Source organism: Enterobacter cloacae complex sp. P27C (genome assembly GCF_014895705.1).
In the GTDB taxonomy this organism is placed as follows: Bacteria; Pseudomonadota; Gammaproteobacteria; order Enterobacterales; family Enterobacteriaceae; genus Enterobacter; species Enterobacter bugandensis.
On sequence record NZ_JADBQB010000002.1, the window covers coordinates 476,256 to 500,752 of the forward strand.

At 56.4% G+C, this 24,497-nt stretch carries 22 protein-coding genes and 1 pseudogene; 6 read left to right on the top strand and 17 right to left on the bottom strand.

The window, feature by feature from the left end; all coding sequences use genetic code 11:
• Positions 1 to 46: 46 nt before the first annotated feature.
• Positions 47 to 856: a pyrroline-5-carboxylate reductase gene (gene proC, locus IM291_RS05705; RefSeq protein WP_041911103.1), complete on the top strand. Its 810-nt coding sequence runs from the start codon at positions 47 to 49 to the stop codon at positions 854 to 856.
• Between the two features lie 14 nt (positions 857 to 870).
• On the opposite strand, the gene adrA is transcribed toward proC, so the two are convergent.
• The 5 genes from adrA to IM291_RS05730 form a co-directional block, all read right to left on the bottom strand.
• Positions 871 to 1,974: a diguanylate cyclase AdrA gene (gene adrA / locus IM291_RS05710; RefSeq protein WP_100170698.1), complete on the bottom strand. Its 1,104-nt coding sequence runs from the start codon at positions 1,972 to 1,974 to the stop codon at positions 871 to 873.
• Between the two features lie 102 nt (positions 1,975 to 2,076).
• A complete protein-coding gene (gene psiF, locus IM291_RS05715; RefSeq protein WP_041911105.1) occupies positions 2,077 to 2,397 on the bottom strand; it encodes a phosphate starvation-inducible protein PsiF in 321 nt (106 codons plus the stop codon).
• A gap of 275 nt (positions 2,398 to 2,672) precedes the next feature.
• Positions 2,673 to 2,933, bottom strand: a complete 261-nt coding sequence (gene iraP / locus IM291_RS05720) for an anti-adapter protein IraP (RefSeq protein WP_028012123.1) — start codon at positions 2,931 to 2,933, stop codon at positions 2,673 to 2,675.
• Between the two features lie 210 nt (positions 2,934 to 3,143).
• On the bottom strand, positions 3,144 to 4,358 hold the full coding sequence (locus tag IM291_RS05725) for a multidrug efflux MFS transporter (RefSeq protein ID WP_192986327.1): 1,215 nt from the start codon (positions 4,356 to 4,358) through the stop codon (positions 3,144 to 3,146).
• 168 nt (positions 4,359 to 4,526) lie between these two features.
• Positions 4,527 to 5,210, bottom strand: a complete 684-nt coding sequence (locus tag IM291_RS05730; protein WP_063437824.1) for an extensin family protein — start codon at positions 5,208 to 5,210, stop codon at positions 4,527 to 4,529.
• A 103-nt stretch (positions 5,211 to 5,313) separates the two neighbouring features.
• On the opposite strand from IM291_RS05730, the gene ddlA reads away from it, so the two are divergent.
• Positions 5,314 to 6,414, top strand: a complete 1,101-nt coding sequence (gene ddlA / locus IM291_RS05735) for a D-alanine--D-alanine ligase (RefSeq protein ID WP_192986329.1) — start codon at positions 5,314 to 5,316, stop codon at positions 6,412 to 6,414.
• On the opposite strand, the gene IM291_RS05740 is transcribed toward ddlA, so the two are convergent.
• Complete coding sequence (locus IM291_RS05740) at positions 6,411 to 6,641, bottom strand: DUF2754 domain-containing protein (RefSeq protein ID WP_028012119.1); 231 nt, start codon at positions 6,639 to 6,641, stop codon at positions 6,411 to 6,413. The two genes, ddlA and IM291_RS05740, sit on opposite strands and share 4 nt — an antisense overlap.
• 248 nt (positions 6,642 to 6,889) lie before the next feature.
• Here IM291_RS05740 and IM291_RS05745 point away from each other — a divergent pair, with 248 nt between their 5' ends.
• Positions 6,890 to 7,189 (top strand): DUF2755 family protein, encoded by a 300-nt coding sequence (locus IM291_RS05745; protein ID WP_014882725.1) that lies wholly within the window; start codon positions 6,890 to 6,892, stop codon positions 7,187 to 7,189.
• Here IM291_RS05745 and IM291_RS05750 read toward each other — a convergent pair.
• The 3 genes from IM291_RS05750 to IM291_RS05760 form a co-directional block, all read right to left on the bottom strand.
• Entirely contained in the window at positions 7,186 to 8,283 is a 1,098-nt protein-coding gene (locus IM291_RS05750) for a DUF1615 domain-containing protein (RefSeq protein WP_045259878.1), read from the bottom strand. The genes IM291_RS05745 and IM291_RS05750 overlap by 4 nt on opposite strands.
• 14 nt (positions 8,284 to 8,297) lie before the next feature.
• Positions 8,298 to 9,518 (bottom strand): peptide antibiotic transporter SbmA, encoded by a 1,221-nt coding sequence (sbmA, locus tag IM291_RS05755; protein WP_028012117.1) that lies wholly within the window; start codon positions 9,516 to 9,518, stop codon positions 8,298 to 8,300.
• A gap of 114 nt (positions 9,519 to 9,632) precedes the next feature.
• Positions 9,633 to 10,166 carry an isochorismatase family protein gene (locus tag IM291_RS05760; RefSeq protein WP_192986331.1) on the bottom strand — a complete coding sequence of 178 codons (534 nt, stop codon included), beginning with the start codon at positions 10,164 to 10,166 and terminating at the stop codon, positions 9,633 to 9,635.
• A gap of 204 nt (positions 10,167 to 10,370) precedes the next feature.
• Between IM291_RS05760 and ampH the strand changes: the two genes are divergently transcribed.
• On the top strand, positions 10,371 to 11,531 hold the full coding sequence (ampH, locus tag IM291_RS05765; RefSeq protein WP_041911111.1) for a D-alanyl-D-alanine-carboxypeptidase/endopeptidase AmpH: 1,161 nt from the start codon (positions 10,371 to 10,373) through the stop codon (positions 11,529 to 11,531).
• Positions 11,532 to 11,533: 2 nt separating this feature from the next.
• Here ampH and IM291_RS05770 read toward each other — a convergent pair whose 3' ends face one another.
• Positions 11,534 to 12,160, bottom strand: coding sequence for a helix-turn-helix domain-containing protein (locus IM291_RS05770; protein ID WP_049001841.1), 627 nt, complete (start codon positions 12,158 to 12,160; stop codon positions 11,534 to 11,536).
• Between the two features lie 89 nt (positions 12,161 to 12,249).
• A pseudogene (locus tag IM291_RS05775) lies at positions 12,250 to 15,024 on the bottom strand (autotransporter outer membrane beta-barrel domain-containing protein).
• Between the two features lie 445 nt (positions 15,025 to 15,469).
• Between IM291_RS05775 and hemB the strand changes: the two are divergent.
• Entirely contained in the window at positions 15,470 to 16,444 is a 975-nt protein-coding gene (gene hemB, locus IM291_RS05780) for a porphobilinogen synthase (RefSeq protein ID WP_028012112.1), read from the top strand.
• 72 nt (positions 16,445 to 16,516) lie between these two features.
• Positions 16,517 to 18,217 carry a lysophospholipid acyltransferase family protein gene (locus IM291_RS05785; protein WP_192971495.1) on the top strand — a complete coding sequence of 567 codons (1,701 nt, stop codon included), beginning with the start codon at positions 16,517 to 16,519 and terminating at the stop codon, positions 18,215 to 18,217.
• Positions 18,218 to 18,296: 79 nt separating this feature from the next.
• Here IM291_RS05785 and tauD read toward each other — a convergent pair whose 3' ends face one another.
• The 6 genes from tauD to mmuP form a co-directional block, all read right to left on the bottom strand.
• Positions 18,297 to 19,145 (bottom strand): taurine dioxygenase, encoded by an 849-nt coding sequence (gene tauD / locus IM291_RS05790; protein ID WP_049001836.1) that lies wholly within the window; start codon positions 19,143 to 19,145, stop codon positions 18,297 to 18,299.
• A complete protein-coding gene (gene tauC, locus IM291_RS05795; protein WP_041911117.1) occupies positions 19,142 to 19,969 on the bottom strand; it encodes a taurine ABC transporter permease TauC in 828 nt (275 codons plus the stop codon). Before tauC ends, tauD begins: the two co-directional genes overlap by 4 nt.
• Positions 19,966 to 20,733, bottom strand: a complete 768-nt coding sequence (tauB, locus tag IM291_RS05800; RefSeq protein WP_048957570.1) for a taurine ABC transporter ATP-binding subunit — start codon at positions 20,731 to 20,733, stop codon at positions 19,966 to 19,968. Before tauB ends, tauC begins: the two co-directional genes overlap by 4 nt.
• Positions 20,734 to 20,743: 10 nt before the next feature.
• On the bottom strand, positions 20,744 to 21,706 hold the full coding sequence (gene tauA, locus IM291_RS05805; protein ID WP_192986332.1) for a taurine ABC transporter substrate-binding protein: 963 nt from the start codon (positions 21,704 to 21,706) through the stop codon (positions 20,744 to 20,746).
• A gap of 174 nt (positions 21,707 to 21,880) precedes the next feature.
• The gene (gene mmuM / locus IM291_RS05810) at positions 21,881 to 22,813 is read right to left on the bottom strand and encodes a homocysteine S-methyltransferase (protein WP_048959544.1); all 933 of its coding nucleotides are present in this window, start codon (positions 22,811 to 22,813) and stop codon (positions 21,881 to 21,883) included.
• A complete protein-coding gene (gene mmuP / locus IM291_RS05815; protein WP_001194698.1) occupies positions 22,800 to 24,200 on the bottom strand; it encodes an S-methylmethionine permease in 1,401 nt (466 codons plus the stop codon). The genes mmuM and mmuP overlap by 14 nt, the downstream gene beginning before the upstream one ends.
• Positions 24,201 to 24,497 lie beyond the last annotated feature (297 nt).

The following is a 24,497-nucleotide window of genomic DNA, read 5'->3' on the forward strand; positions in this document are numbered from 1 at the left end:
TAAGCTATCAATCAGAGAAAACAACGCATAATGACGGAGAATCATGATGGACAAGAAAATCGGGTTTATCGGCTGCGGTAACATGGGCAAAGCCATCCTGGGCGGCCTGATCGCCAGCGGGCAGGTTCTGCCGGGTCAGATTTGGGTTTATACCCCGTCACCGGATAACGTCGCCGCGTTGCGCGATCAATACGGGATCAACGCCGCCGAAAGCGCGCAGGAGGTGGCCCAGGTTGCCGATATCGTCTTTGGTGCCGTTAAGCCGAACATCATGATCAAAGTGTTAAGCGACATCACCTCCAGCCTGAATAAAGAGACGCTGGTCGTGTCGATTGCCGCAGGCGTGACGCTCGATCAGCTGGCGCGCGCGCTGGGCCACGATCGTAAAATCGTCCGCGCGATGCCGAATACCCCCTCACTGGTCAACGCCGGTATGACCTCCGTCACCCCTAACGCGCTGGTGACTTCAGAAGAGGTGGCGGACGTGCTAAACATTTTCCGCTGCTTCGGCGAGGCGGAAGTGATTGCAGAATCCATGATCCATCCAGTGGTCGGCGTGAGCGGTTCAGCCCCCGCGTACGTTTTCATGTTTTTAGAAGCGATGGCGGACGCCGCCGTGCTTGGCGGTATGCCGCGCGCGCAGGCGTATAAATTCGCCGCGCAGGCAGTGATGGGCTCCGCCAAAATGGTGCTGGAGACCGGTAAACACCCGGGTGAACTGAAGGATATGGTCTGCTCCCCGGCCGGTACCACCATCGAAGCGGTGCGGGTGCTGGAAGAACGCGGGTTCCGTTCTGCGGTTATCGAAGCGATGGCAAAATGCATGGAAAAATCAGAGAAGCTGAGTAAATCCTGATGTCTGGCCGGGCGTCAGGCGGCCACTTCGGTGCGGCCGCGCCCGGCATTTTTCGCCTTATACAGCGCCACATCTGCCGCCTTCAGCCATTCCCGATAGTGTACGAACTGCGGCCCCCAGGGGGCCACGCCCACGCTGATGCGCAGAGGCTCCTTCGGCGCACACGGTAACGACAGCGTTTCCAGCCGCGCGTGAACCCGCGACATGACGGCGATGGCGCTTTCAGCGGCCGTCTGGGACATAATCACCGCGAACTCATCCCCGCCAAACCGGCCTATCGCATCGCCTGACCGTACCGACATCTGAAGCTGGCGGGTAATGGCCACGATGGCCTTGTCGCCTGCGTCGTGCCCCCAGGTATCGTTGATGTTTTTAAAGTGGTCGATATCAATCAGCAATATCGTGGCGGTGCAGTGGCTCCGGCGACAGTGCTCAAATTCATTGCGCAGCAGCATTTCCCAATGTCGGCGGTTAAAGACCCCGGTCATACCGTCACGGGTGCTCATCATTTCCAGCCGCCGCTTATGTTCCGCCAGCCTGACGGCCGTTCGATGGCTAAGCCAGGCAAACAGCATGGGATAAAGCATAAGGACAGGAAGCGTTAAGCCCCACTCCAGCGCCCCCGGATTAAAGGGCTGCGCTCTGCCAGCAAGCGGTAACGTAAGCAGCGCAGTAAGCAGGGTGAGCACGATCCCCGCGATAAAAAGGCGGCAGCCGCCAGAGCCCATCATATTCATCCCCACCATCATCACCAGCGCCGCTGTGGGTAATACATACATCCCCATCACGCCGATCCAGACCCCGGCGATAACGGCATCCATCTTGAGGTTAAAAATTTCCTGCTGATGAGGTGAAGCGGCGCGGCAGGATAACTGCCAGGCAAAGTGCGGCCAGATGAATGCCCACCCCACCAGCAACAACCACCAGCCGCCGGGTAAAAAATGGCTGACCAGAATTTCCGCCACCGGGACAAACATCGCCGCCAGCCCGACAACGCGCGACAGCCGGGCTCGCCTGGCAAACTGGATGCCGGTACGGTGAGGGTCATCCTGAGAAAGGGTTAAACTCCACTCTTCCCGAATGCGCTTTTTGTAGTAATAAATGTCATCATTCATCATTTTTGGGAATATTCTGAAACATTTTCCCAAATTATAGAGAGGGGGACTGCGGGGAAAGTATGAAATTTCGGGTGAGCCGCCGGAGCCGCTCACCCGTTAGAACTACACTTTTTTCTTCAGGCAGGCACTCATGAACTTGCTGCGATCGTCGCCCTTGAGGGACTGTTCGGTTGCTTTCGCATTACACTCGCGCATTTTTTGCTGCTGCGGCGTCAGGCTTTTTTCGCCGGGTTTCGCGGCGCCGTTTTTCAGGCAGTCGCTCATGTAGGTTTTACGTGCATCCCCCTTCAGACTCTGGGACGTCGCCTGTTGATTACAGGTGGTCATGCGTTGCTGTTGCGGCGTTAATGTTTTTTCTTCCGCGTTCGCCGAGGAGATCAGGAACAGGCCGGAGAGCAGAGTAACCAGTAATGTTGTTTTCATTGCACCATCCTTTTGTGAACATTCCCTGTAAGTCTGGTTCGTGACAGGAAAAAAACCACCCGGCAGATGTGATTTCGGCCGGGAATTTATCATTTCAGTTCCAGCGAGCAGGAATTGACGGTATCGGCATAACTGGCAGAGGTAATTAACAGGGAATGTAACGCGCTAAAAAGCGCGCTCTGTTTCAATTTATTTTCTTCATGTACAAATACAAAAATAAAACAGAGCGACTCCAGGCATCCTGCATGACAATCCTATGACATGTCAGTAACGGCTTAACTGCGCGGATGCCTCAACAGCTTCTTTACGTATTGCTGCAGCAACTCGGCATCTTCTGGCGGAACCTGCGTATCGGGCCGCGCCTTATCCAGCGCTCCTTCAATGCTTTCAATTAACGCCTGCTGATCCGATGTTGCCATCTGCCGCAGCAGCGCGGTGACAACTATTTCCAGCGCTTCGACCTGGGCGACCAGCTCTTTCGACTCCTCTTCCTTTTGTGCAAGCTTAACCAGCAACTCAGCAATGAGATTTTTCATCGTGCTATTTCCTTATGGGATTTCCTCTGAAATTAACACCAGGAATGAAATATGCAAAGCGGAGAAAAGTATTATCTTATGCAAAAGTGACATTGCCGCCAAATTAGCGCAGCGATCTTTTCAGCGAAACGTTTTCCTATAAAAAAACGCCGCATTTTGTTATATAAAAATGCGGCTACCATAAGAATATATAATACATCTGCGAAAAGATTATTTCGCTGATTTCGCCTCCGCTAATTGCCTGCGGCGACGCAGGGCAATAGCCAGCTGGATAATATTGATTAAAACGACAATCGCCGTCGCGGCAAATACCCAGCGAAAACCCGCCATTGCAGAAACGGACGCACCAATAAGCGGACCGGCGACGTTGCCTAAATACATAAACGACTGGTTATAGCCAAAAATACGCCCCGTGACCTGGTCGCTGGAATATTTGACCAGCAATGTCTGTACGGCGGGCAACATAGCGCCATCCGCAAAGCCGAGTAAAAACCGCAGCACGCCCAGCTGAAGCGGAGAGGTAACAAACGACATGGCGAAAAAGAGCACCACCGCAAATATCAGCGTCGCCATCAGGATGCGCGCCGTGCCGATCCTGTCGCCCAGTTTTCCCAGACGCGGGGCAGAGATCAGCGCGGAGACGCCCGGCACGGCGGCAATCATGCCGCTGAGAAAGGCGATATTGTTGCTGTCCGGCTCCATCGACTTGATAAACAGCGCCAGAATCGGGCCGACCGAACCGTTGCAGAGCTGGATCACCATGGTGGTGACAAACAGGCTAATTACGAGTCCCGGGTATGGCAGCGAGGCGAAGACGGCCTTGCCGCTCAGGTGCTCAGATTTACTGATAACGGGGCGGCCCCCCTCTTTGATAAGAAAGAGCGTAACCAGAAAGCTGATCACCAGCAGGATTGCGGTGATGATGAATACCGCGCGCAGACCGACATGGTCAGCCAGAAAGCCTCCCAGCAGCGGGCCGCCGATAACGCCGCTGATCTGGGCGGTGGAGAGCGTACTCAGCGCCCAGCCGCTGCGCTCGCGCGGCACCTGAGAGGCAACCAGCGCCATGGCGTTGGGAATATACCCAGACGTCAGCCCCATCACCGCCCGCAGGAAAAACAGCTGCCAGACGTTGGTGGCGAAGGCCTGGAGCAGAATAGCAATCGCCATCCCGAGGGAGGCGCGCAGCAGCATCAGCTTGCGCCCTTTCCGATCCGCCAGGCTGCCCCACATCGGTGACACAATGGCGGAGACCAGAAACGTGACGCTGAACGTCAGCCCGGACCACATGGACAGCGCTTCGTGGGAGCTGACCCCCAGCTGTGACACGTACAGCGGCAGGAACGGCAGGATCTGGCTGATGGCAAGCCCGGTGAAGAAGCAGCCGAACCAGACCGAGATGAGATTAACTTTCCAGGATTCCATACAGAAATAGTCTTCATTTTTAGGCGAATTCGCCGTCAGATTAGCAAGTTACGCGCCTTAACGTCGCACCAGAGATGCGGCCTCGCTGACTTTGGTGTTTTATCTTCCCAGTCATCATATTTGTGAAATAAGTCACAATTCATCCATTTTCTGGCGGAAGATTATGCTTCAGCGGCAGAGACCAAAGCCGCGCATTCCCAGATGAAAATGGCTGGCGTGCGCCGCGTTATATTCCGGCCCAAGACCGTTTCCGTAGTAACCGCAGCTTGCCGCCAGCAGAGCCTTCAGCCAGGGCTGCGTTTTTGCCGATTTCCAGCCGTTAAGTACCGTAACGCGCTCTCCGTTCGCCAGCCGAAAAGCGGCGATATCCAGCGCCTCTGCCGTGGCATGCTCGCTGCGCCGCGCATCGGGCCGGTGGTAGATATTGCGGCAGGCAAAGCTGCCGAGGTGCTCAATGCGCGTCAGTTCACTGCCGGTAAAGCGTTTAGTCAGGGGCCGGGCCTGCTGGCTGACAAACAGGGCTGAGCTGAGCGCCAGCGGACAGCTGGCAAGAAAACTGCCGTTCAGGCTCACCGGGCCAAAGTCACGCACGCGCACGACGTTGTTCAGCGGGCATTCCCCGCCGCTGTCAGCGACCGCCTGGGTGCGGATCAGGTTTTTTTGATTAGCCTGCGCTAACAGGCTCGCGCAGGCTTCGGGCGTTAAGTGCCGCAGCTTATACTGGGTAATGCGGCCAGGCGGGTCGTCCAGGTTCAGCGGCGTGAAAGGGTTGTAATAAGACGGCAGCCAGCGATAGCCCGCCGTTGCGATTGCCCCAAGGATGAAAATGGTCAGCAGCGTTTTTCCTTTCACTCTCCCCCCTCACTGTTCCCCAAAACATTATGGCAGAAGGCCGCGAAACCCGCAGGGCATCGTGGTATGTTATTGGCTTTTCGTCAGACTGGAAGAGAGTGAGATGGCAAAGCAGCGCGTAGGTATTGTCTTTGGGGGAAAATCAGCGGAGCACGAGGTGTCATTGCAATCGGCTAAAAATATCGTCGATGCGATCGATAAAAGCCGTTTCGACGTGGTGCTGTTGGGCATTGATAAACAGGGCCAGTGGCATGTTAACGATGCCAGCCAGTATCTGCTGAATGCCCACGATCCGGCACACATCGCCCTTAATCCTTCGGAAATTAGCGTCGCCACCGTACCCGGCGTCGTGAAGGGTCAGCTCATCGACGCAGGCAACGCGCAGGCTCTCGCCCAGATCGACGTAGTCTTCCCCATCGTGCACGGCACCCTCGGCGAAGACGGTTCCCTGCAGGGAATGTTACGCATGGCCAACCTGCCGTTCGTGGGCTCGGACGTGCTGGGCTCCGCCGCCTGCATGGACAAAGACGTTACCAAACGCCTGCTGCGCGATGCCGGGCTGAATATCGCGCCGTTCGTGACGCTCACCCGCGCCAACCGCGACAAACACAGCTTCGCGCAAATTAGCGCTGAACTGGGTCTGCCGCTGTTTGTGAAGCCAGCCAACCAGGGCTCCTCCGTGGGCGTCAGCAAAGTCACCACCGAAACAGAGTTCACGCAAGCCGTCCGTCTGGCATTCGAGTTCGACCATAAAGTGGTGGTTGAGCAGGGGATCAAAGGCCGCGAAATTGAGTGCGCGGTGCTGGGCAACGATTTCCCACAGGCCAGCACCTGCGGTGAAGTGGTCTTAAACAGCGACTTCTACTCGTACGACACCAAATACATTGATGATAAAGGCGCCCAGGTTGTTGTTCCTGCGGATATCGATCCGGCCATTAACGATAAGATCCGGGCGCTCGCCATTCAGGCCTATCAGACGCTCGGCTGCAGCGGCATGGCGCGCGTGGACGTGTTCCTGACGCCGGAGAACGAGGTGGTGATCAATGAAATCAACACGCTGCCGGGTTTCACCAATATCAGCATGTATCCAAAACTGTGGCAGGCCAGCGGGCTTGGCTACTCTGAGCTGATCACCCGCCTGATCGAGCTGGCGCTGGAGCGTCATGCCGCCGACAGCGCTCTGAAAAGTTCCGTTAACGGCTAATCGGCACCCTTAGCCGTCTCCTCCGCTGTCGTCTCTTCCGGACGGCGGCGGATTATCAGCCCTGCCAGCCAGAAACTGATTACCCAGGTCACCAGGCCCACGGCATAGGTTTGCCAGCCTTTTGCTTCAAATCCCAACAGCCCCACGACGCCGTTAAGAATAAAGATCAGCCCGATAGCAAAGGCGTAGTAGTGCCAGTCACGGCGAAGTTTGGACGTGAGCTTCATAACAACTCCGGCAGGAAAAAAGACATCCTCTCACAGTTTCACCGCCAGGTCTGTGGCAGATGCGGAAATTCTGAAATGCGGTGCAGTTTCATTTAAGTTAACAAATTGTGACATGCTGCAGAAATCAACAATCCAGGAGAAATCCTGAGCGAAAATTACCACGATTCTGATATTGACAAATGCGATGACCTGTCAAACTCACCCCGTAAGACGCGTATTAAAACAGAGTGATATTTCGGGAGGTCAACATGGCTGACTTTACATTGTCGAAACCGATTTTTGGCGGCAAACCAAAAACCTCCACGGCGGGTAATATCGCGTATGCCCTGTTTGTCCTGTTCTGCTTCTGGGCTGGCTCCCAGCTGCTTAATATGCTGGTGCACGCGCCGGGCGTTTATGAACACCTGATGCAGGTGCAGGATAACGGACGCCCGCGGGTTGAAATCGGCTTTGGCGTGAGCACGCTGTTTGGCCTCGTTCCCTTCCTCGCGGGGTGTATGATTTTAGGCGTTGTCGCGCTCGTCCTGCGCTTTCGTCGTCGCCATTAAAGCCCCATACAGCGAGCCCGGCGATCGTCCACGCGTTTTGCGAACCAGGCGGTGGTCAGGTTACGCGTGATCTTCGGGCTTTCCAGCTGAATCCCCGGCAGAATTGCCCTCGGCAACGTTTTCCCACTCTTCTTATCGGCAAGCGCAAACACTTTCTTGTAGAGATCCGTTTTCTCAAATGCCAGGCTGTCGCCTTTCTCAAGCTGACGGCGAATGTCGCTGTTGCTCATATCAAGCGTTGTCGATAATTTCCGGATCGCCCGCTCGGTGCTTCCCGCCTCGCTGCTGCCGTAGGCGATAAGATCGCCGTCCAGCGCCAGCTTGACGCCGCTTGCGCGGCTGACCGCGCTCTGAAACGCCGCGTTACGGCTGGCATACCAGCCCGCGTTAAAGTCTGCAAAGCGGTACAAGGGCTCGCTGTAGTTCGCCGGATAGTTCAGCAGATGATACGTGCCGAACCATAGCCCGCCGCGCAGGGAGAAGACCTCCTGACGCACCGTACCGTCAATTTCCCACGGGTAGCCGTCGGTATGCTTCTCGGCAAACGCAATGCTCACCTGCATCGGGCCGCCGGTGTGAACCGGGTTCAGTGAGCCAAACAGTTTCTGCCCCATCGGCACCATGTTAATGAAATCATCAAAGATGGCGCTGAGCTGTTTTTCGGTTTTCACCGTGTCCAGCCGCTCGCTGTAACTTTTGCCGTTTGGCGAGGTGATTTTCAGCGCGGTATGCACGAGGAACACCGGGATATGCATCGATTCCGCGCGGCGGTCGATCTCTTTCCAGGCAATTTTGTTAAGACCCGGCACCACCGGGTCTGACTGGTACATCGACTCCTGCTGCGCCACCGCCAGCACCGAGCAGATATTCTCCTCGGTTGGGGCAATCTTCTGGCTTTCAAAGGTTTTTGCCAGCGCATCCGCCCACGCATTTCGATCCTTCACGCTGGCGGGCATTTTTTGCCGCACAACGCTTGCGACATCCACGGGCTTCTCGCCCTTTTTAAGCGGAGCGGCCCCTTTTTCGGCGCAGCCCGCCAGAACGAGGGCAGCCAGCAAGGACAGCGGTAACGCACGCGGTACGGCAAAAGACATAGCAACTCCCTGTATTAGCTAAATGTGTTGGTGACTTCCTGCAGGTCCCGATCGTCCAGTTCATGTTCAAAGCTGCGCAGACGTTTGTAGATGGACATCAGCTCCACCAGCGTGGTCCAGGAGTTGATCAGATACTGGAACGAGTTTCTGACCTGATCGAACACGTTGGTAATCTGGGTCAGTAAGCCCAGCGTGATTGTTCCCGCAACAATAGACGGGAACAACAGGAATAGTCCAAAAACAGTATCGACCTGCAGATAGAAAATACGGGCAATATTGAAATACATGTAGTGGAAATAGAGCCGGAAATAGTTGAAACGGACGTTGCGGAACAGCTCTTTTATCGTCGGGGGCGCAGCGCGCGTTGGGTCGTCCTCTCCGTAGACCAGCTCCTTACGATAGGCAGCTTCCACACGCTGATTCTTAAACTCTAAGCCCGGCAGCTTAATCCCGACGACGGCAAGCAGGCCTGTGCCCATAAGCGACCAAATCAGCGCCGGGATGAGCAGGCCGTACGGTAAATGTCCGACAATCGGCAATGCTGAAATATGGGGAGAAAGGGCGACCAGAATCGGTAAGAACGCAAACAGTTTCAGGATGGCATTAAGCAGGCTGACGCCCATATCCTCAAGCGTTGACGCAAAACGCATGGTGTCTTCCTGAACACGCTGAGCAGCACCTTCAATATGGCGCAGACGCTCCCAGTGGGTCATGTAGAATTCGTTCATCGCCGTTCGCCAGCGGAAGACGTAATGGCTGACGAAGAAATTATTCAGCACCGCCACGGTGACAGCGATCATCGCAATGCCCATAAAAATTTTTAACTGATTATAAAGCTCGCCGATTGGCACCCTGTTAGGGGCGCTAAGCGCTTTCTGGATGAGATCGTAGAACGGGGCATACCACGCGTTAATGGCTACGCTCACTTCGACCAGAAACCAGGTGACAAAAATAATCAGCGACGTTCCGAGAATGGACCATGTCTGCCAGCGATGAGGGGAATAATTAAACCAGAACAGCGCAAACAGCCCGACGCACAGCGCGTAATAGGCATAAAACAGCAGATAGCTGAACGACCAGAAGCGCGCCGCGCTAATCGGCACCTCGCCTGTCGCCCCCACGATGCGTGTCAGCCATGCACCGCCGCCCGCCAGCCAGAACACGACTGCGATCAGTGCCCAAATAAATGCCGACAGGAAAAAAGGCCCCGGCTTTGGGAAAAAAGACTTAAACATGATACTTCCTTCTTGTTGTTATGGTTGTTGCTGTGCTCAACACATTACCACGCGAATACCTTGCCCGAGCCGGACCCCGGCTCGGGCAAAAAGGTCAGACCCGTGGGTTGATTATTAGTTCGCTTTCCAGTTTTCGAGAATTGTTTCGGTGCGTTTCACCGCGACAGGGTTCGCTGGCGCAATGAAGTTGCGCCAGACGTCGTTATGGTGGTGAATCAGGATCTGTGCTTCGGCAGCCGGGCGGTTGGCGGTGGTGTGGGCATCTTCCGCCACGGTAATGTGGTAACCCCGGCTGACGCCATTCTTGACCGTGGCGTCAACGCAGTAATCGGTGGCGCAGCCGCAGATGACAAACTCGCGAATGCCCTGCTCGCGTAACAGCGCCTCAAGCCCGGTGTTATAGAAGGCATCGCAGGCGGTTTTGGTCACGTACAGCGCGCCAGCAGGTTGATGGAGTTCAGGCAGCAACGCAAACCCGTCACTTCCCTCTTCCAGCCCCCCGGCCTCGGCATGCTGAATAAAAATCACCGTGTCGGCAGCCTGCGTAAGCTGGTTGATCAGAGAGACACACGTCTCGCGCTGATGACGCGGGGGTTCAAACACCCCGTTCTGCATATCAACCACCATTACCACACGCTTTTCAGACATACCGTTCTCCGCAAGATTGAGTAACACTGGTGCCTATCATAAGCCCGATGTCACAAAATGGGAGAGCGCTCGCAGGGAAATTCTTCATATTTACCCATGGTTACGTTTTTCTCGCTATGGTTATGCTATTCGGGGCATTGCACGGTGCCGATTAGTAGTATAAATACCCATTACTTTCCTCATTCACTTCATGGATGCTTTTCGTTGAAACGTTGTCTGCTCTCTTTTGCCGCGCTGTGTGCGGTGAGCTTCTCCACCGCCCAGGCAGCCCAGCCGCTGACGGCGCCCGTTTTGGCTTCCGATATTGCCGATCGCTACGCGAACCTTATCTATTACGGCAGCGGCGCGACAGGGATGGCAATGGTGGTCATCGACGGCAACCAGCGCGTTTTCCGCAGCTTTGGTGAAACGCGTCCAGGTAATAACGTTCGTCCGCAGCTGGATTCCGTTGTGCGCGTCGCGTCCTTAACCAAGCTGATGACCAGCGAAATGCTGGTGAAGTTGCTCGACCAGGGCGTGGTAAAGCTCGACGATCCGCTCAGCAAATACGCCCCGCCGGGTGCCCGCGTGCCGACGTATCAGGGCACGCCAATTCGCCTGGTGAACCTCGCGACGCACACCAGCGCTCTGCCGCGCGAGCAGCCGGGCGGCGCGGCGCACCGCGACGTTTTTGTCTGGCCAACGCGCCAACAGCGCTGGAACTACCTGAGCACCGCCACGCTGAAATCCGCCCCGGGCTCGCAGGCCTCTTACTCGAACCTGGCGTTCGATCTGCTGGCGGATGCGCTTTCAACGGCGGCGGGCAAACCTTACCCGCAGCTTTTTGAAGAGCAGATCACGCGTCCGCTGGGCATGAAAGACACCACCTTTACCCCTTCCCCGGACCAGTGCAAACGCCTGATGGTGGCAGAGAAAGGCGCAAGCCCCTGTAACAACACGCTGGCGGCCGTGGGCAGCGGCGGGGTCTATTCCACCCCTGGCGACATGATGCGCTGGATGCAGCAGTTCCTTTCTTCGGATTTTTACTCCCGCAGCAGCCAGGCCGATCGTATGCAGACCCTTATCTATCAGCGTACTCAGCTGCATCGCGTCATCGGGATGGACGTGCCGGGTAAAGCCGATGCGCTCGGCCTGGGCTGGGTCTATATGGCGCCGAAAAATGGCCGTCCGGGCATCATTCAGAAAACCGGCGGCGGCGGCGGATTCATTACCTACATGGCAATGATTCCGCAGTCCAACGTGGGCGCGTTTGTGGTGGTCACCCGTTCTCCGAACACGCGCTTCGTTAATATGAGTGACGGCATCAATAACCTGGTGGCCGAACTGAGCGCCAATAAAGCCCAGGTGCTTACTGCGTCTAACTGATCTTAATATTCCGTGGGCAAGCGGTTGATGCTGACCAGCTTGCCCCGGCTCATATTGATGTAGTTCCCCTGACGCAGCGCAGCCAGGACTTCTGCAACGACCGAACGTGAAATACGTGTGCTACGCTGAATATGATTCATAACGCCAATTTTTGAGCGCAGCGAGTCATCCCACTCGGCCATATTGATCAACATCGCCCGGATCTGACTATAAGAGTTATTTCCCACCAGCTGCAGGTCACGCTTGCCCAGAATATGGTTAATCCATGACACCCAGCAGAAAGCATCCTGCCAGAGATGATTTTGCTGAATAAGTTGACGCGTGGCAGAGGCCGGTAAATAAAATCCAGAACAGGTTGTGTGTGTCATCATGGAATATTCCAGATAACTATCATTTATCCATGCATTCAAACCATAGATAAAAGGTGCCTGCGCAATGCCCATCAGAAGTTCATCAGATTTACGATGGATAGCAGTAAGACCAGACTGTATTATAAAAGTAAATGGCTCATCATCATTATTGCCGGTTGTTATTAATTGCTGTGGTTCGATCTTAAAGGGGGTACCGGCGACTTCCAGACATTTTGCGAGCCGGCTTAATTCAGAAAGTGGTTTCGCATTAACGTTCATGCATACCTCAAAGCATCTGTATCTGTCGGTTCTTTATTATTTTTAAACCATATAAAAAAGCGGGGGAAAATATCCCCCGCGCTTTCTATTTACCAGGTATATTTCACACCCAGGTTTGCTCCCCAGTTCTGGTCAACGTCGCCGCCGCCCAGATAAGTCGCATCGGTGTAAGCACTGAAGTTTTTGGTGAAGCTGAACTGGGTGCCCAGCCCCACGCGAACCGCAGAGCCTTCGACGCCGTTATCAATGCTGTCAGAGTTGATATCAGCATTATTGTCAGCATCGTCATAGACGTAAGCCAGCTTGAAGTACGGGGTCAGAGCCTGTTCGCCGCCGTAGTTGAAGGTATAACCCGCATCCAGGCCAAGTTCATAACGCATGCTGTCGTAAGACTGACCATCGATACGCATGTCGTTGCTCAGCTGGTAGTCGTCGCCTGACTGGAACAGGCCGGAAATCGCCGCATAAGGGGTGATATAGCCTGAGAGGTTTGGTTTCCAGTCATAGCCCAGCTTCATCCCGAAGCCAACAGCGTCAGAGGTGGTGTCACCGTCAACATACTGACCGTTGCTCATGGTTGCAGAGAGGTCATTGTTAAAGCGGGTGTAGTTCAGTGAGCTGTCGAGGAAGACGTTGTTCGCAAACGTCGCAGACGCGTAGATCATCGCAGTCTGGCTGTCCTGATCGACCTGACCCGTACGATCGCTGATATCGCCTTTCGCAAAACCAGCTGCACCACCGACGATCCACTTCGCATTATTACCGTCAATCTGCGTGTCCAGACCGACCATAATGCCGCTTACGTCCTGATCGTAGCTGACGGTGCCGTTATCCGCGTCAAAATTGCCGCCGAAATAGCTCACCCACGCTCCGCCGTTGTCTGCCAGGCCATGACGGCTATTGGTCAGACGCGTACCCACGGTATCCTGCTGGAGATTCCAGATATTGGTGTTGGCAGAAGGAATGCTCAGCGCCATGTTGGCGTAGTCAGTCAGCTCTTTCTGCTGAAGAACAACGGTGTCACCCTCCTGCTGCGCCTGATAGGTGTAAGCACCTAAATCAGCTTTGTTTGCAGCAGTAAAGCTGGCTGCGGTATCTGCGTTATTGTCGTAGACGCGAATGATCTCTTTGTTTTTGTAGTCGGCAACTGAACCAGCGCCGGTTGCATCGTCGATGCGCACCTTGTAGTTACCGGCAACGTCACCGTTCACCGCCAGATGGCCGTCGGAGTTCAGCGCGACAACACCGTAGTCATACTCCGCGTTGTAGCGATCGTTGGTGATATAGCGTGCGTTGTTCAGATCGCTGTTCAGCACATAATCGCGGCTGGCAACGTTGAGCACGCCGCCATCGGTCAGTACCATATTGTGCGTATCAACCTGACCCAGACCCAGCGCCAGCTCGGCACCGTTGTCTACGGTAATGGTGTTGGCATACAGCTCTGCTGTCTCTTCAGTCAGTGCCGCACGGCTATAGCTGTCCAGATACAGGCTGTCGGTTGCCACGGCTCCGCTGTCGCCAATATTCATGGTTGAAGCATTGGTCAGGGTGATTGAATCCGCCAGCAGGCCGGAGTTTTCAACATTGACCTAAGACTGGTTGTTCACCGTCAGCGCATCAATGTTGGAGACCTTGCGGGTATCCCACTCGGAACCGTTATCCAGCGCCACATTGAACAGGCCGCTTTGGTACACCTCTTCACCGGCAACGTGACCGTTGCTGTCGAAGGTAGAATCAGGCCAGATGCTGTTCGGGGACAGAGCGTGCCAGTCAACGTTGCTGTAGCCCTGGCCATACATCTGCGCAGTGCCGATAGCTTCAACGCTGGACTGCGCTGCACCGACCCACTTACTGCCGTTAGTCAGCGTAACATCCAGTGTATCGGTACCGTCCCAGCCGTTGGTGGTTGGGTTATAGACACCATCTTCAGTGGTATCCGTTGCCGGATCGCCATTCTCGTAGAAGTTGTTATCAAAGGTGCTGGAGAAAAGAATGTCACCCGTTACGGTAGAGTGATCGAAGGTAGCGGTGGTCTGCATGGCGTTATCAGACGCGCCGGCCGCAACGATCAACGCCGCATCATCCGCAGCCGAGGCGTTGGTTTCACCGTAGTCGCTCGGCTTCGCCGTTTGACCGTAGAACCCGTTGGTGCCCAGATCGCTGTACGCACCAGAGGTCAGCACGGAGTCTTTCACCACCAGCGTATCGGTAAAGACATTGCTGCTGTTAGCAACGCCTTCAACGCCGTCGTATGGTGTGTTATCCAGTTCCTGATAACCCTGCGTCAGCGTGATACCCGCGACGTGGGAGTTGTTCTGAATAACGATATCAGATTCAACGTCCAGGGTAATTGCGTTACCCAGACCATAGGTGTCCAGATAATGCGTTTCAGTATTCTCGCCATTGACGACATCATACGCGTAATGCTCGTAGGCATCGTTGATGGTGGAGTTATCAACGGTCAGGCTAAAACGATCGTACTGGGTATGACTGGTGCCGTCAGTATCCACGCCATCTGCACACGTCGTGGTCATACACTCTGACGTGATCATGCCGTTAATGGTGCTGTTAGAAATACTCAACGCGTTCGTACGGCCATTGACCCCATCATCCAGATAGTAAGTCGAAATAACACCGTTTACGGTTGATTTATTGATGACCGGATAAATGTCACCATCATGGGTGGCATCCGAGTAATCCCAATCTGCGTAGCCATAATACCACGGCGTAGATGCGGTATTATCATATCCAAAAGTATTATATGTCGTACCGGAAATATCTTTCGCATTAGCCTGAGAAGCGATAGCCAGCGTACAAGCTAATGCAAGTTGAGATACAACCAGTTTCTTTTTCCATGTTTGCATTGGGTCATCCCTCCTCAGGGACGTAAGCATGTTTGTCCGTAAATCAATTAGCAATGTTTAATTGCGGAGTGAATTATGCAGTTTCATTCAGAAAAGGTTCAATGAATGATTCATTTAAGTCCGTATCCAGACAAACAGCAGAAGTAAAACGAGAAAAAAGGAGCGCTAAATATAAATACTATAAAGAAAAATTCAAAATAAACAAAACAAGCAAAGGTGATATAAGTTTTATAAACAGATCATTTTTATTTATACATTCCCTTCGTAATAGAATTAACATCAATAATTCGAACCGACATTCCGCAGGATTAGTTAATTATATATATTTCACTGGCAATCATAGACAGGCCGCATTAATCGGTATCAAAATGCCCACTTTAGTAAAACACCTCACTTCACTTTGAGGTACACTAACCTTCTTTGTTCCACAAACATCAGGCATACCATGACCGATTTAATTGCACGTCCCCGCCGCCTGCGTAAGTCACCCGCACTGCGCGCTATGTTTGAAGAGACAACACTGACCTTAAACGATCTGGTGTTGCCGATTTTTGTTGAAGAAGAGATTGATGACTACAAAGCCATCGAAGCCATGCCGGGCGTGATGCGCATTCCTGAGAAGCATCTGGCCCGCGAGATTGAACGCATTGCCAACGCGGGGATCCGCTCGGTGATGACCTTCGGCATCTCCCACCATACCGACGCCACCGGCAGCGATGCATGGAAAGAGGATGGCCTCGTGGCCCGCATGTCCCGCATCTGCAAAGATACCGTGCCAGAAATGGTGGTCATGTCCGACACCTGCTTCTGCGAATACACCTCCCACGGGCACTGCGGCGTGCTGTGCGATCACGGCGTGGACAACGATGCCACCCTGCTGAACCTCGGCAAGCAGGCGGTCGTGGCTGCCGCTGCGGGTGCGGACTTCATCGCGCCGTCTGCGGCGATGGACGGACAGGTTCAGGCTATCCGTCAGGCGCTGGATGCGGCAGGCTTTACCGACACCGCCATCATGTCCTACTCCACCAAGTTTGCCTCCTCCTTCTACGGTCCGTTCCGTGAAGCAGCGGGTACGGCGCTGAAGGGCGATCGTAAGACCTACCAGATGAACCCGCTGAACCGCCGGGAAGCGATTCGTGAATCCCTGCTTGATGAAGCCCAGGGCGCAGACTGCCTGATGGTGAAACCTGCTGGCGCCTATCTCGATATTCTGCGCGACATTCGCGAGCGCACCGAACTGCCGCTGGGGGCATACCAGGTGAGCGGTGAATACGCGATGATCAAATTCGCCGCGCTGGCCGGTGCCATCGACGAAGAGAAAGTGATCCTCGAAAGCCTGGGCGCGATCAAACGCGCGGGCGCGGATCTGATCTTCAGCTACTTCGCGCTGGATCTGGCCGAGAAAAAAATCCTCCGCTAATCTTCACCAAACTGCAATACAACCGACATCTGCTCCTTCTACTGTCTTCGCAAGACGGCAGGAGGAGTAATCATGTTTAGCCTCGATAGCGTTCTCGACGATCTTTGGCCTCAGGCGAGGCCTGCACCCTGGCAAAAAAGTCTGTTAAAAAGGCTGTTTTACGAAGAAGAATTCCAGCAGTTTGCCGCCGCTCACCGCCACCTGAAAGGACTGGATATGGTGGAGCAAGTTCTGGAGCACCTTGATATTCTCTGCACCGTTTCCGCCCGCGATCTCGAACAAATCCCCGAACATGGCCCACTGGTTATTATTGCCAACCACCCGACAGGCACGCTGGACGGGCTGGCGCTGATGTACGCCGTCTCCCGCGTGCGGCGCGACGTTAAAGTCGTGACCAACCGGATGCTGACCCACCTTGAGCCTCTCAGTTCGCTGTTTATTCCGGTGGACAATATGGGCGGCAGGACGGCGAAATCGTCTCTGGTTCAGATGGAGCAGCATCTGCAAAACGCGGGCGTGCTGATCTTCTTCCCGGCGGGTGAAGTTTCACGCCCCACGCGCAAAGGCATTCGAGATAAAAAATGGCACTCCGGCTTTATCAAACTCGCCAGCAAGCTGCGCGCCCCGCTGCTGCCGGTGCATATTCAGGCGCATAACAGCCTGCTCTTTTATGCCAGCACGCTGGTGTCACCGACATTGTCGATGCTGCTGCTAATGCAGCAGATGTTCCGCCGCCGCCACAGCCAGCTGCCGATTAAAATCGGCCAGCAAATCGCCTGGCATCACTGGCATAGTGCCACTCTTTCGTCACGTGAGATGGCCGAGCAGTGCCGTCAGCACGTGATGCGTCTTGGCAAGGGATTGCCTGGCGTCTTCAAAACCCAGTGCGCCATTGCCCGTCCGGAAGACCGGGCCACCCTGAAACGCGAGCTGGCGCAGGCGGAGTGTCTGGGTAAAACCAGCGACGGTAAAACCATCTACCTGTGGCAGCGCAACGGGCAGGAAGAGGCACCTCTTCTGCGCGAACTGGGCCGCCTGCGCGAGATTGCGTTTCGCGCGGTGGAGGAAGGGAGCGGTAAACGCCGGGACACCGACAGCTACGATGACGATTATCTGCACCTGATCCTCTGGGATGAAGAGGATCTGGAGATCGTCGGGGCGTATCGCTTTATGCCGACGGCCATGCAGATCCAAAAACGCGGCGTTGAAGGTCTGTACAGCTACAGCCTGTTCCACTACGACGACAAAATGCATGACGTGCTTGAGCACGGCATTGAGCTCGGGCGCAGCTTTATCCAGCCGCGCTACTGGGGGCGTCGCGGTCTGGACTATTTATGGTCCGGCATCGGGGCTTACCTGGCGCGTTACCCACATTATCGCTACCTGTTTGGACCCGTCTCCATCTCCGGCGGCTTACCGCCTGCGGCACGGGATCTGCTGGTCGCCTTTTACCGCCTGTGGTTCCCCGCGACGCATCCGCTAGCCGCGTCACGTCAGCCGTATCCGGCATCCTTACCGGACGTGCTGGCACAGTTTGGCGGCGTGGATTACGTGGACGATCTGACGAAGCTGAAATCCCTGCTCGGCAATCTGGGCTGCGGCATACCGCCGCTGTATAAACAGTATTCCGAGCTATGCGAGCCCGGCGGCGTGCAGTTTATTGATTTTGGCAGCGACCCGGCGTTCAACAACTGCGTAGACGGTCTGGTGCTGGTGGATTTGTGCTACCTGAAGGCGAACCGCTATCAGCGGTATATTGAGGCGCACCTTTAATTGGCCGCGGATTGGTAGGCCGGGTAAGGCGAAGCCGCCACCCGGCAATTGTGCACCGTTTTCGCCGGGTGCGACGGAGTTAAGGGCGGTAAAACGGCTTATCCCCCAAAATCGTCGCCCGCTGCATAATCCTTCGCTGCGGCAGATAGTCCGCGTTGGCGTAGTGCTGCGTCACGCGGTTATCCCAGATCGCCAGGTCGTTCTCCTGCCAGCGCCAGCGCACCTGAAACTCCGGTTTAGTGATATGTGCGAACAGGAAACCTAACAGCGCGTCGCTCTCTTTTTCCGTCACGTCCACAATGCGCGTCGTGAATCCTTCGTTCACGAACAGCGCCTGCTTGCCCGTGACCGGATGGGTGCGCACCACCGGGTGCAGCAGCGGCGGATGCTTCGCCACCGCTTCCAGCCAGCGCTGATGCTCCTCTTCGCTTTTACGGTACTTATATTCCGGGAACGATTTTTTGAAGTCGTGCTCCGCCCGCAGGCCGCTCAGCAGTGCCCGGAACGGCGCAGAGAGCGCCTCAAACGCCGCAATCCCGCTCGCCCACAGCGTATCGCCGCCGGTCTCTGGCAGTAATTTTGCTGCCAGAATTGCCCCGGCGGGCGGCGTTTCGATAAAGGTGACGTCCGTGTGCCAGTTGTCATTGTCCGGCGGGTTATCGTTGTGGGTATCCAGAACGATAATCTCCTCCACCCCTTCCGCATGCGGATAGACCGGGTGAATATGCAGGTCGCCAAAACGCAACGCCAGCGCGCGCTGCTGCTGCGGGGTGATCGCCTGCTCGCGAAGGAACACCACCTGATGGCGCAGCACCGCGTGGTACAGCTGCTCAAACTGGTTATCGCTCAGCGGGCGGGACACATCCAGGCCCGATACCTGCGCGCCAATGTACGGCCCCAGCGGGGTGATGGTCAGTCGTTCACTCATTGTATTTCTCCATGCCAGGGCGTCAGGCGGCGCTGTAGCGCGCGCAGCCCCAGTTCTAATCCGAAGGCGATCGCGGCAATCACCGCGATCCCTGCCAGCACCACGTCAGTCGCCAGGAACTCTCCCGCCGACTGCACCATAAACCCTAATCCTCGCGTGGCGGCGATCAGCTCTGCCGCCACCAGCGTGGACCAGCCCACGCCGAGGCCGATGCGCAGTCCGGTTAAAATCTCCGGCAGCGCGCCGGGTAGAATCACAAACAGCAGCACCTGCGTACGGCTGGCCCCCAGCGACTGCGCCGCACGAATGCGCACCTGCTGGGCACTCTTCACGCCCGCCAGCGCCGACATGGCAACCGGCGCGAAAATCGCCAGATAAATCAGCAGAATTTTCGACGTTTCGCCGATACCGAACCAGATTACCATCAGCGGCAAATAGGCCAGCGGCGGCACCGGGCGGTAAAGCTCAATCAGCGGGTCAAGGATGCCGCGCACCGTCGGGCTTAGGCCCATCGCGATCCCGACCGGGATACCGATAACCACCGCCGCCAGCAGCGCCACCAGAATGCGCGTCAGGCTTGCGCCGAGATGCTGCCAGAGCGTCGCGTCCATAAAGCCCTGCGGCCCGGCGATGGAGATGAGTTTCGCCAGCACCTGTCCCGGCGGCGGCAGAAACAGCGGGCTGACCCACTGCTGGGCCGCAACCGCCCACCACGCTGCCAGCAGCACCAGCAGCGTACCGACGCTCAGCGTAATTTGACGTGAGAAAGGCCAGCGCAGCGCCAGACGCGTGCGGCGCGTTTTTTCACTAAAGACGATGCTCATGAGAAGGCCTCCCGCTGTTCGAACACGCGGCTTAAGACGTATTCACGCTGCTCAATAAACCGCGGATCTGATTTGATGCTGCGCACCGGCTCCCCCGCGACGTAGCGACGGGCGAAATCCAGCGGCAGCCGCTCCAGCACGCGCCCCGGCCCCGGCGAGAGCAGCACCAGCTCGGTCGCCATAAACACCGCCTCTTCGATATCGTGGGTAATTAACAGCACCTGCTTGCCCGTCTCATGCCACAGGCGCAGCAGCAGGGTTTGCATCTGCTCGCGGGTAAAGGCGTCCAGCGCCCCGAACGGCTCGTCCAGCAGCAACAGCTGCGGATTCGCCGCCAGCGCGCGGGCGATCCCGACGCGCTGACGCTGGCCGCCGGAAAGCTGCCAGATAAAGCGTTTTTCCGCCCCTTCCAGCCCCACTTTTTTCAGCATCGCCCGCGCGGTTGCCAGCCGCTGTTCACGGTTCACACCCGCAAGCTGTAGCCCAAACGCCACGTTCTCCTGCACGTTGCGCCACGGAAGCAATCCTTCGTTCTGAAAGACCACGCCGCGCTCGGCGCCAGGGCCATCCACCTTTTTGCCTTCCAGCTGAATGGTGCCGTGCTGATACGGTACAAACCCGGCAATCAGATTCAGCAGCGTGGTTTTTCCGCAGCCGGACGGGCCGAGCACCACCAGCAGTTCACCGCTGCCCAGCGTCAGGTTGATGTCCTCCAGCGCGGGTTTACCACCGTAATCGGCATACAGGTTCGTAATGTTCAGCATGGCGGACTCCTTATTTCACAAAGCGGTCGGTGACGTACTGACTGTAATCCGCCGCGACCGCAGGCACTTTGCCCTGCTCTTTCAGGAAGGTGGCGGTATCTACAATCGCTTTGCTCACCGGCCCGTTTAGCTGCTGCACCTGCTGCGCGGGGGTCAGATAGGTATTGCCCCTCACCAGCCCCGGCACGTCCGCTTCCTGCACGCCGCTCAGGCGGGAGAGTTTTTCCAGATTGGCGGGCTGCTTCAGCCACTCATCCGGGTTGCTGATGTACGGCTGCTGGGCGTCAATCGCGCTTTTCGCGAAGGCTTTCACCACCTCAGGATGTTTCTCGGCAAAGTCTTTGCGCACCACCCACACGTCGAGGGTCGGCGCGCCCCACTGGCCCACTTTCTCGGAGTCGGTCAGCACGGTGCCGTCTTTTTCCAGCTCGTTTACTGCCGGTGCCCACACGTAGGCCCCGTCAATATCCCCGCGCTGCCAGGCGGCGATAATCGCCGGCGGCTGAAGATTGATGATTTGCACCTGCCCCGGCTTGATGCCCCAGTGTTTGAGCGCCGCCAGCAGGCTGTAGTGGGTGGTGGAGATAAACGGCACGGCGATGCGTTTGCCGATCAGATCCTCCGGTTTGGTGATGTTTTTCTTTACCACCAGCGCTTCAGAGTTACCGAGCTGCGAGGCGAGGAGGAAAACCTCAATCGGTACCTGCTGGGTGGCCGCGACCGCCAGCGGGCTGGAGCCGATATTGCCAATCTGCACGTCGCCGGACGCTAACGCACGCACGACGGACGCGCCGCTGTCGAACTTGCGCCAGTCGACTTTCGCGCCGCTCTCTTTCGCAAAGGTATTATCCGCCTGCGCAACCTTCGCCGGCTCAGCCGACGTTTGATACGCGACGGTAACGTCCACCGCCTGCGCCTGAAATGCCCACAGCGCCAGCGCGCCGAGAAGTGTGATTCGCGATGAAATTGCCATAGTGCCTGCTCCCCTGTTGTTATGAGGGCAGTATTTCCGGCGCGGGAATTTTGATAAAGGAATAAAAAAGAATCGCTAATGACGATTCGTTTTTAGAAAAAAAGCGGGAAAGGATAGTTGATTTTGTGCGGTTGGTTTGTGCCGGGTGGCGCCTGCGCCTTACCCGGCACAAACTCAGCGCTGCGCGTTCAGCTCTGCAATATCCTTTGGCGTGGTGCGACAACATCCGCCGATTAACTTCGCTCCCGCCGCCAGCCACTGCGGCAGATACCCCGCCAGCGTCTCGCACGCTTCGCCGTGGTGGTGCCAGGTTTTGGTTACCGCATCATAATGCTCGCCCGAGTTCGGGTAGACCACCAGCGGCAGCGGCGTCAGGCTTTGCAACTGCTTCAGCGCCGCCGTGGTGTTTTCCAGCGCGATACAGTTGATGCCCAGCGCGACGACCTGCGGATAGTCCTCCAGAGAAGAAACCACCTCCCGCAGCGGCGTGCCGTCGCTCAGGTGCTCGCTGTCGCGCAGGGTGAAGGAGAACCACGCCCGCGCGCGGGGATACGCCGTCAGCAACGCGGCCAGCGCCTTTATTTCCGTGAACGACGGCAGCGTTTCGCAGGCCAGCAGGTCTGCACCCGCGTCCAGCAGCGCTTCCACGCGCGGGCGATGGAATTCTGTGAATTCTTCGGCACTGCGCACGTAGTCGCCGCGATACTCTGAGCCATCCGCCAGATACGCGCCGTACGGCCCTACGGAGCCCGCTACCAGCAGCGTGCCCGCGTGCGGGTTTTCGGCCAGGTACGCTTCGCGCGCCTTACGCGCCAGCTCCACGCTTTTGCCAATCAGCGCGCGGGACTGCGCCTCATCCAGACCGCGTGCCGCAAAGCCCGCAGGCGTGGCCTGGTAGCTGGCGGTGATCGCCACCTGCGCGCCCGCGCGGTAGTAATCAAGATGCACTTCACGGATAAGATCCGGGTTTTCCACCAGCACTTTGGCCGACCAGAGGCTGTCTGCAAGGTTACAGCCGCGCGCTTCCAGCTCCGTTGCCATTGCGCCATCCAGCACCACAAACGGCTGTTTTTCAAGGATGGCGGTAAGCGGATTATTCTGCGACATGTTCAGGCTCCTGCGATGTCATATTTCGGGTCAGGTAGTAGGCACCATAACACAGGGCGACGAACGGAAGCCCGCAATAAAGGGCAATGCGCTGGCTGGGGTCAAACCACAGGCCGACGCAGGCCACCACGCAGAGGATAAAACCGAGCACCGGCACCAGCGGATACCACGGCGCGCGGTACTGCAGCGCAGAGAGCGGCTGGCCGGACTGCAGATGACGGCGACGGAAAACGAAGTGCGACGCGCAGATGCTGATCCACACCGCCACCACCGCAAAGCCAGAAATGGCCGAGAGTGCGACAAACACCGTGTCCGGGGCCACCACGCTTGAGAACAGCGCCAGCACGCCGCCGAGCATGGAAACCGAGAGCGCCGTCAGCGGCACGCCGTTTTTGTTCACGCGGGCAAAACAGCGCGGGAGCGTTTTCTCATTCGAGAGCGACCACAGCATGCGCCCGGACGCATATAAGCCAGAGTTCGCCGCCGAGAGGATCGCCGTCAGGATCACGAAGTTAAAGATATCAGCGGCATAAGGAATACCGACCTTTTCAAACACCAGCACGAACGGGCTTTTTTCCACGCCCGCCTGCTGCATCGGGATCAGCGCCGCCAGCACAAACACGGTGCCGATAAAGAAGATGATCAGCCGCGCGATGGTGGTGCGGATCGCAACCGGAATGACCTTGTGCGGATTTTCCGTTTCACCCGCCGCGATACCGATAAGCTCGGTCCCGGAGAAGGCAAAATTCACCGCCACCATGGTCATCAGGATCGGCAGACCGCCGTGCGGGAACCAGCCCTCGGCGGTGATGTTGCTTAAGCCCGGCGCGGGTGAACCGTCCTGCATCGGAATGAAACCAAAGACGGCCGCCCCGCCGAGGATGATAAAGGCGATGATGGTGATGACCTTCACCAGCGAGAACCAGAATTCCCCTTCGGCAAAGAAGCGCGTGGAGATGACGTTAAGGCCGAATATCACCACGCAAAAGACCACGCACCACGCCCAGACGGGCACCTGCGGGAACCAGTACTGCATACAGAACCCGGCGGCGGTAAAGCTCGAGCCGAGCGCCACCGTCCAGGTAAGCCAGTAGAGCCACGCCACGGTATAGCCCGTCGCCGGGCCGAGATATCGGGCGGCATAGACGTGGAACGCGCCGGTTTCCGGCATCGCCACGGAGAGTTCGCCCAGACACTGCATCACCAGCCAGACCACCAGCGCGCCGATCAGGTACGCCAGCAGCGTGCCCGCCGCACCGGTGGTGGAAATGATGTATCCGGTATTGAAGAATAACCCTGTCCCAATCACGCCGCCCAGCGAGAGCATAATCAGGTGGCGTGTTTTCATGGTGCGCTTAAGCTGTCCATTTTCTTGTTGTGTTTGCATATTACCTTCTATACGTATGGACATCTAAACATCCAAAGAAGGTGTTATACCGCGATTGTTAATAAAAAGCTAGATGACCAGACGCAAACGGGCGCGCCGCGCGCTGAGTCTGGGGTGGGTTGTGAGGATGACATAAAGAATGGGACGCCAGGCCATAAGCACCTCCGCAAGCAGATACTAACAGCATGGTGCGGGAGCGTGCGATCTTCGGTCAGTCGAAAGTGCTATCCGTGAAGCGCAAATTCATACTGCGATATTGCTGAACTGGCCGCCGGGTTGGTAATTCTCGCAATCGGT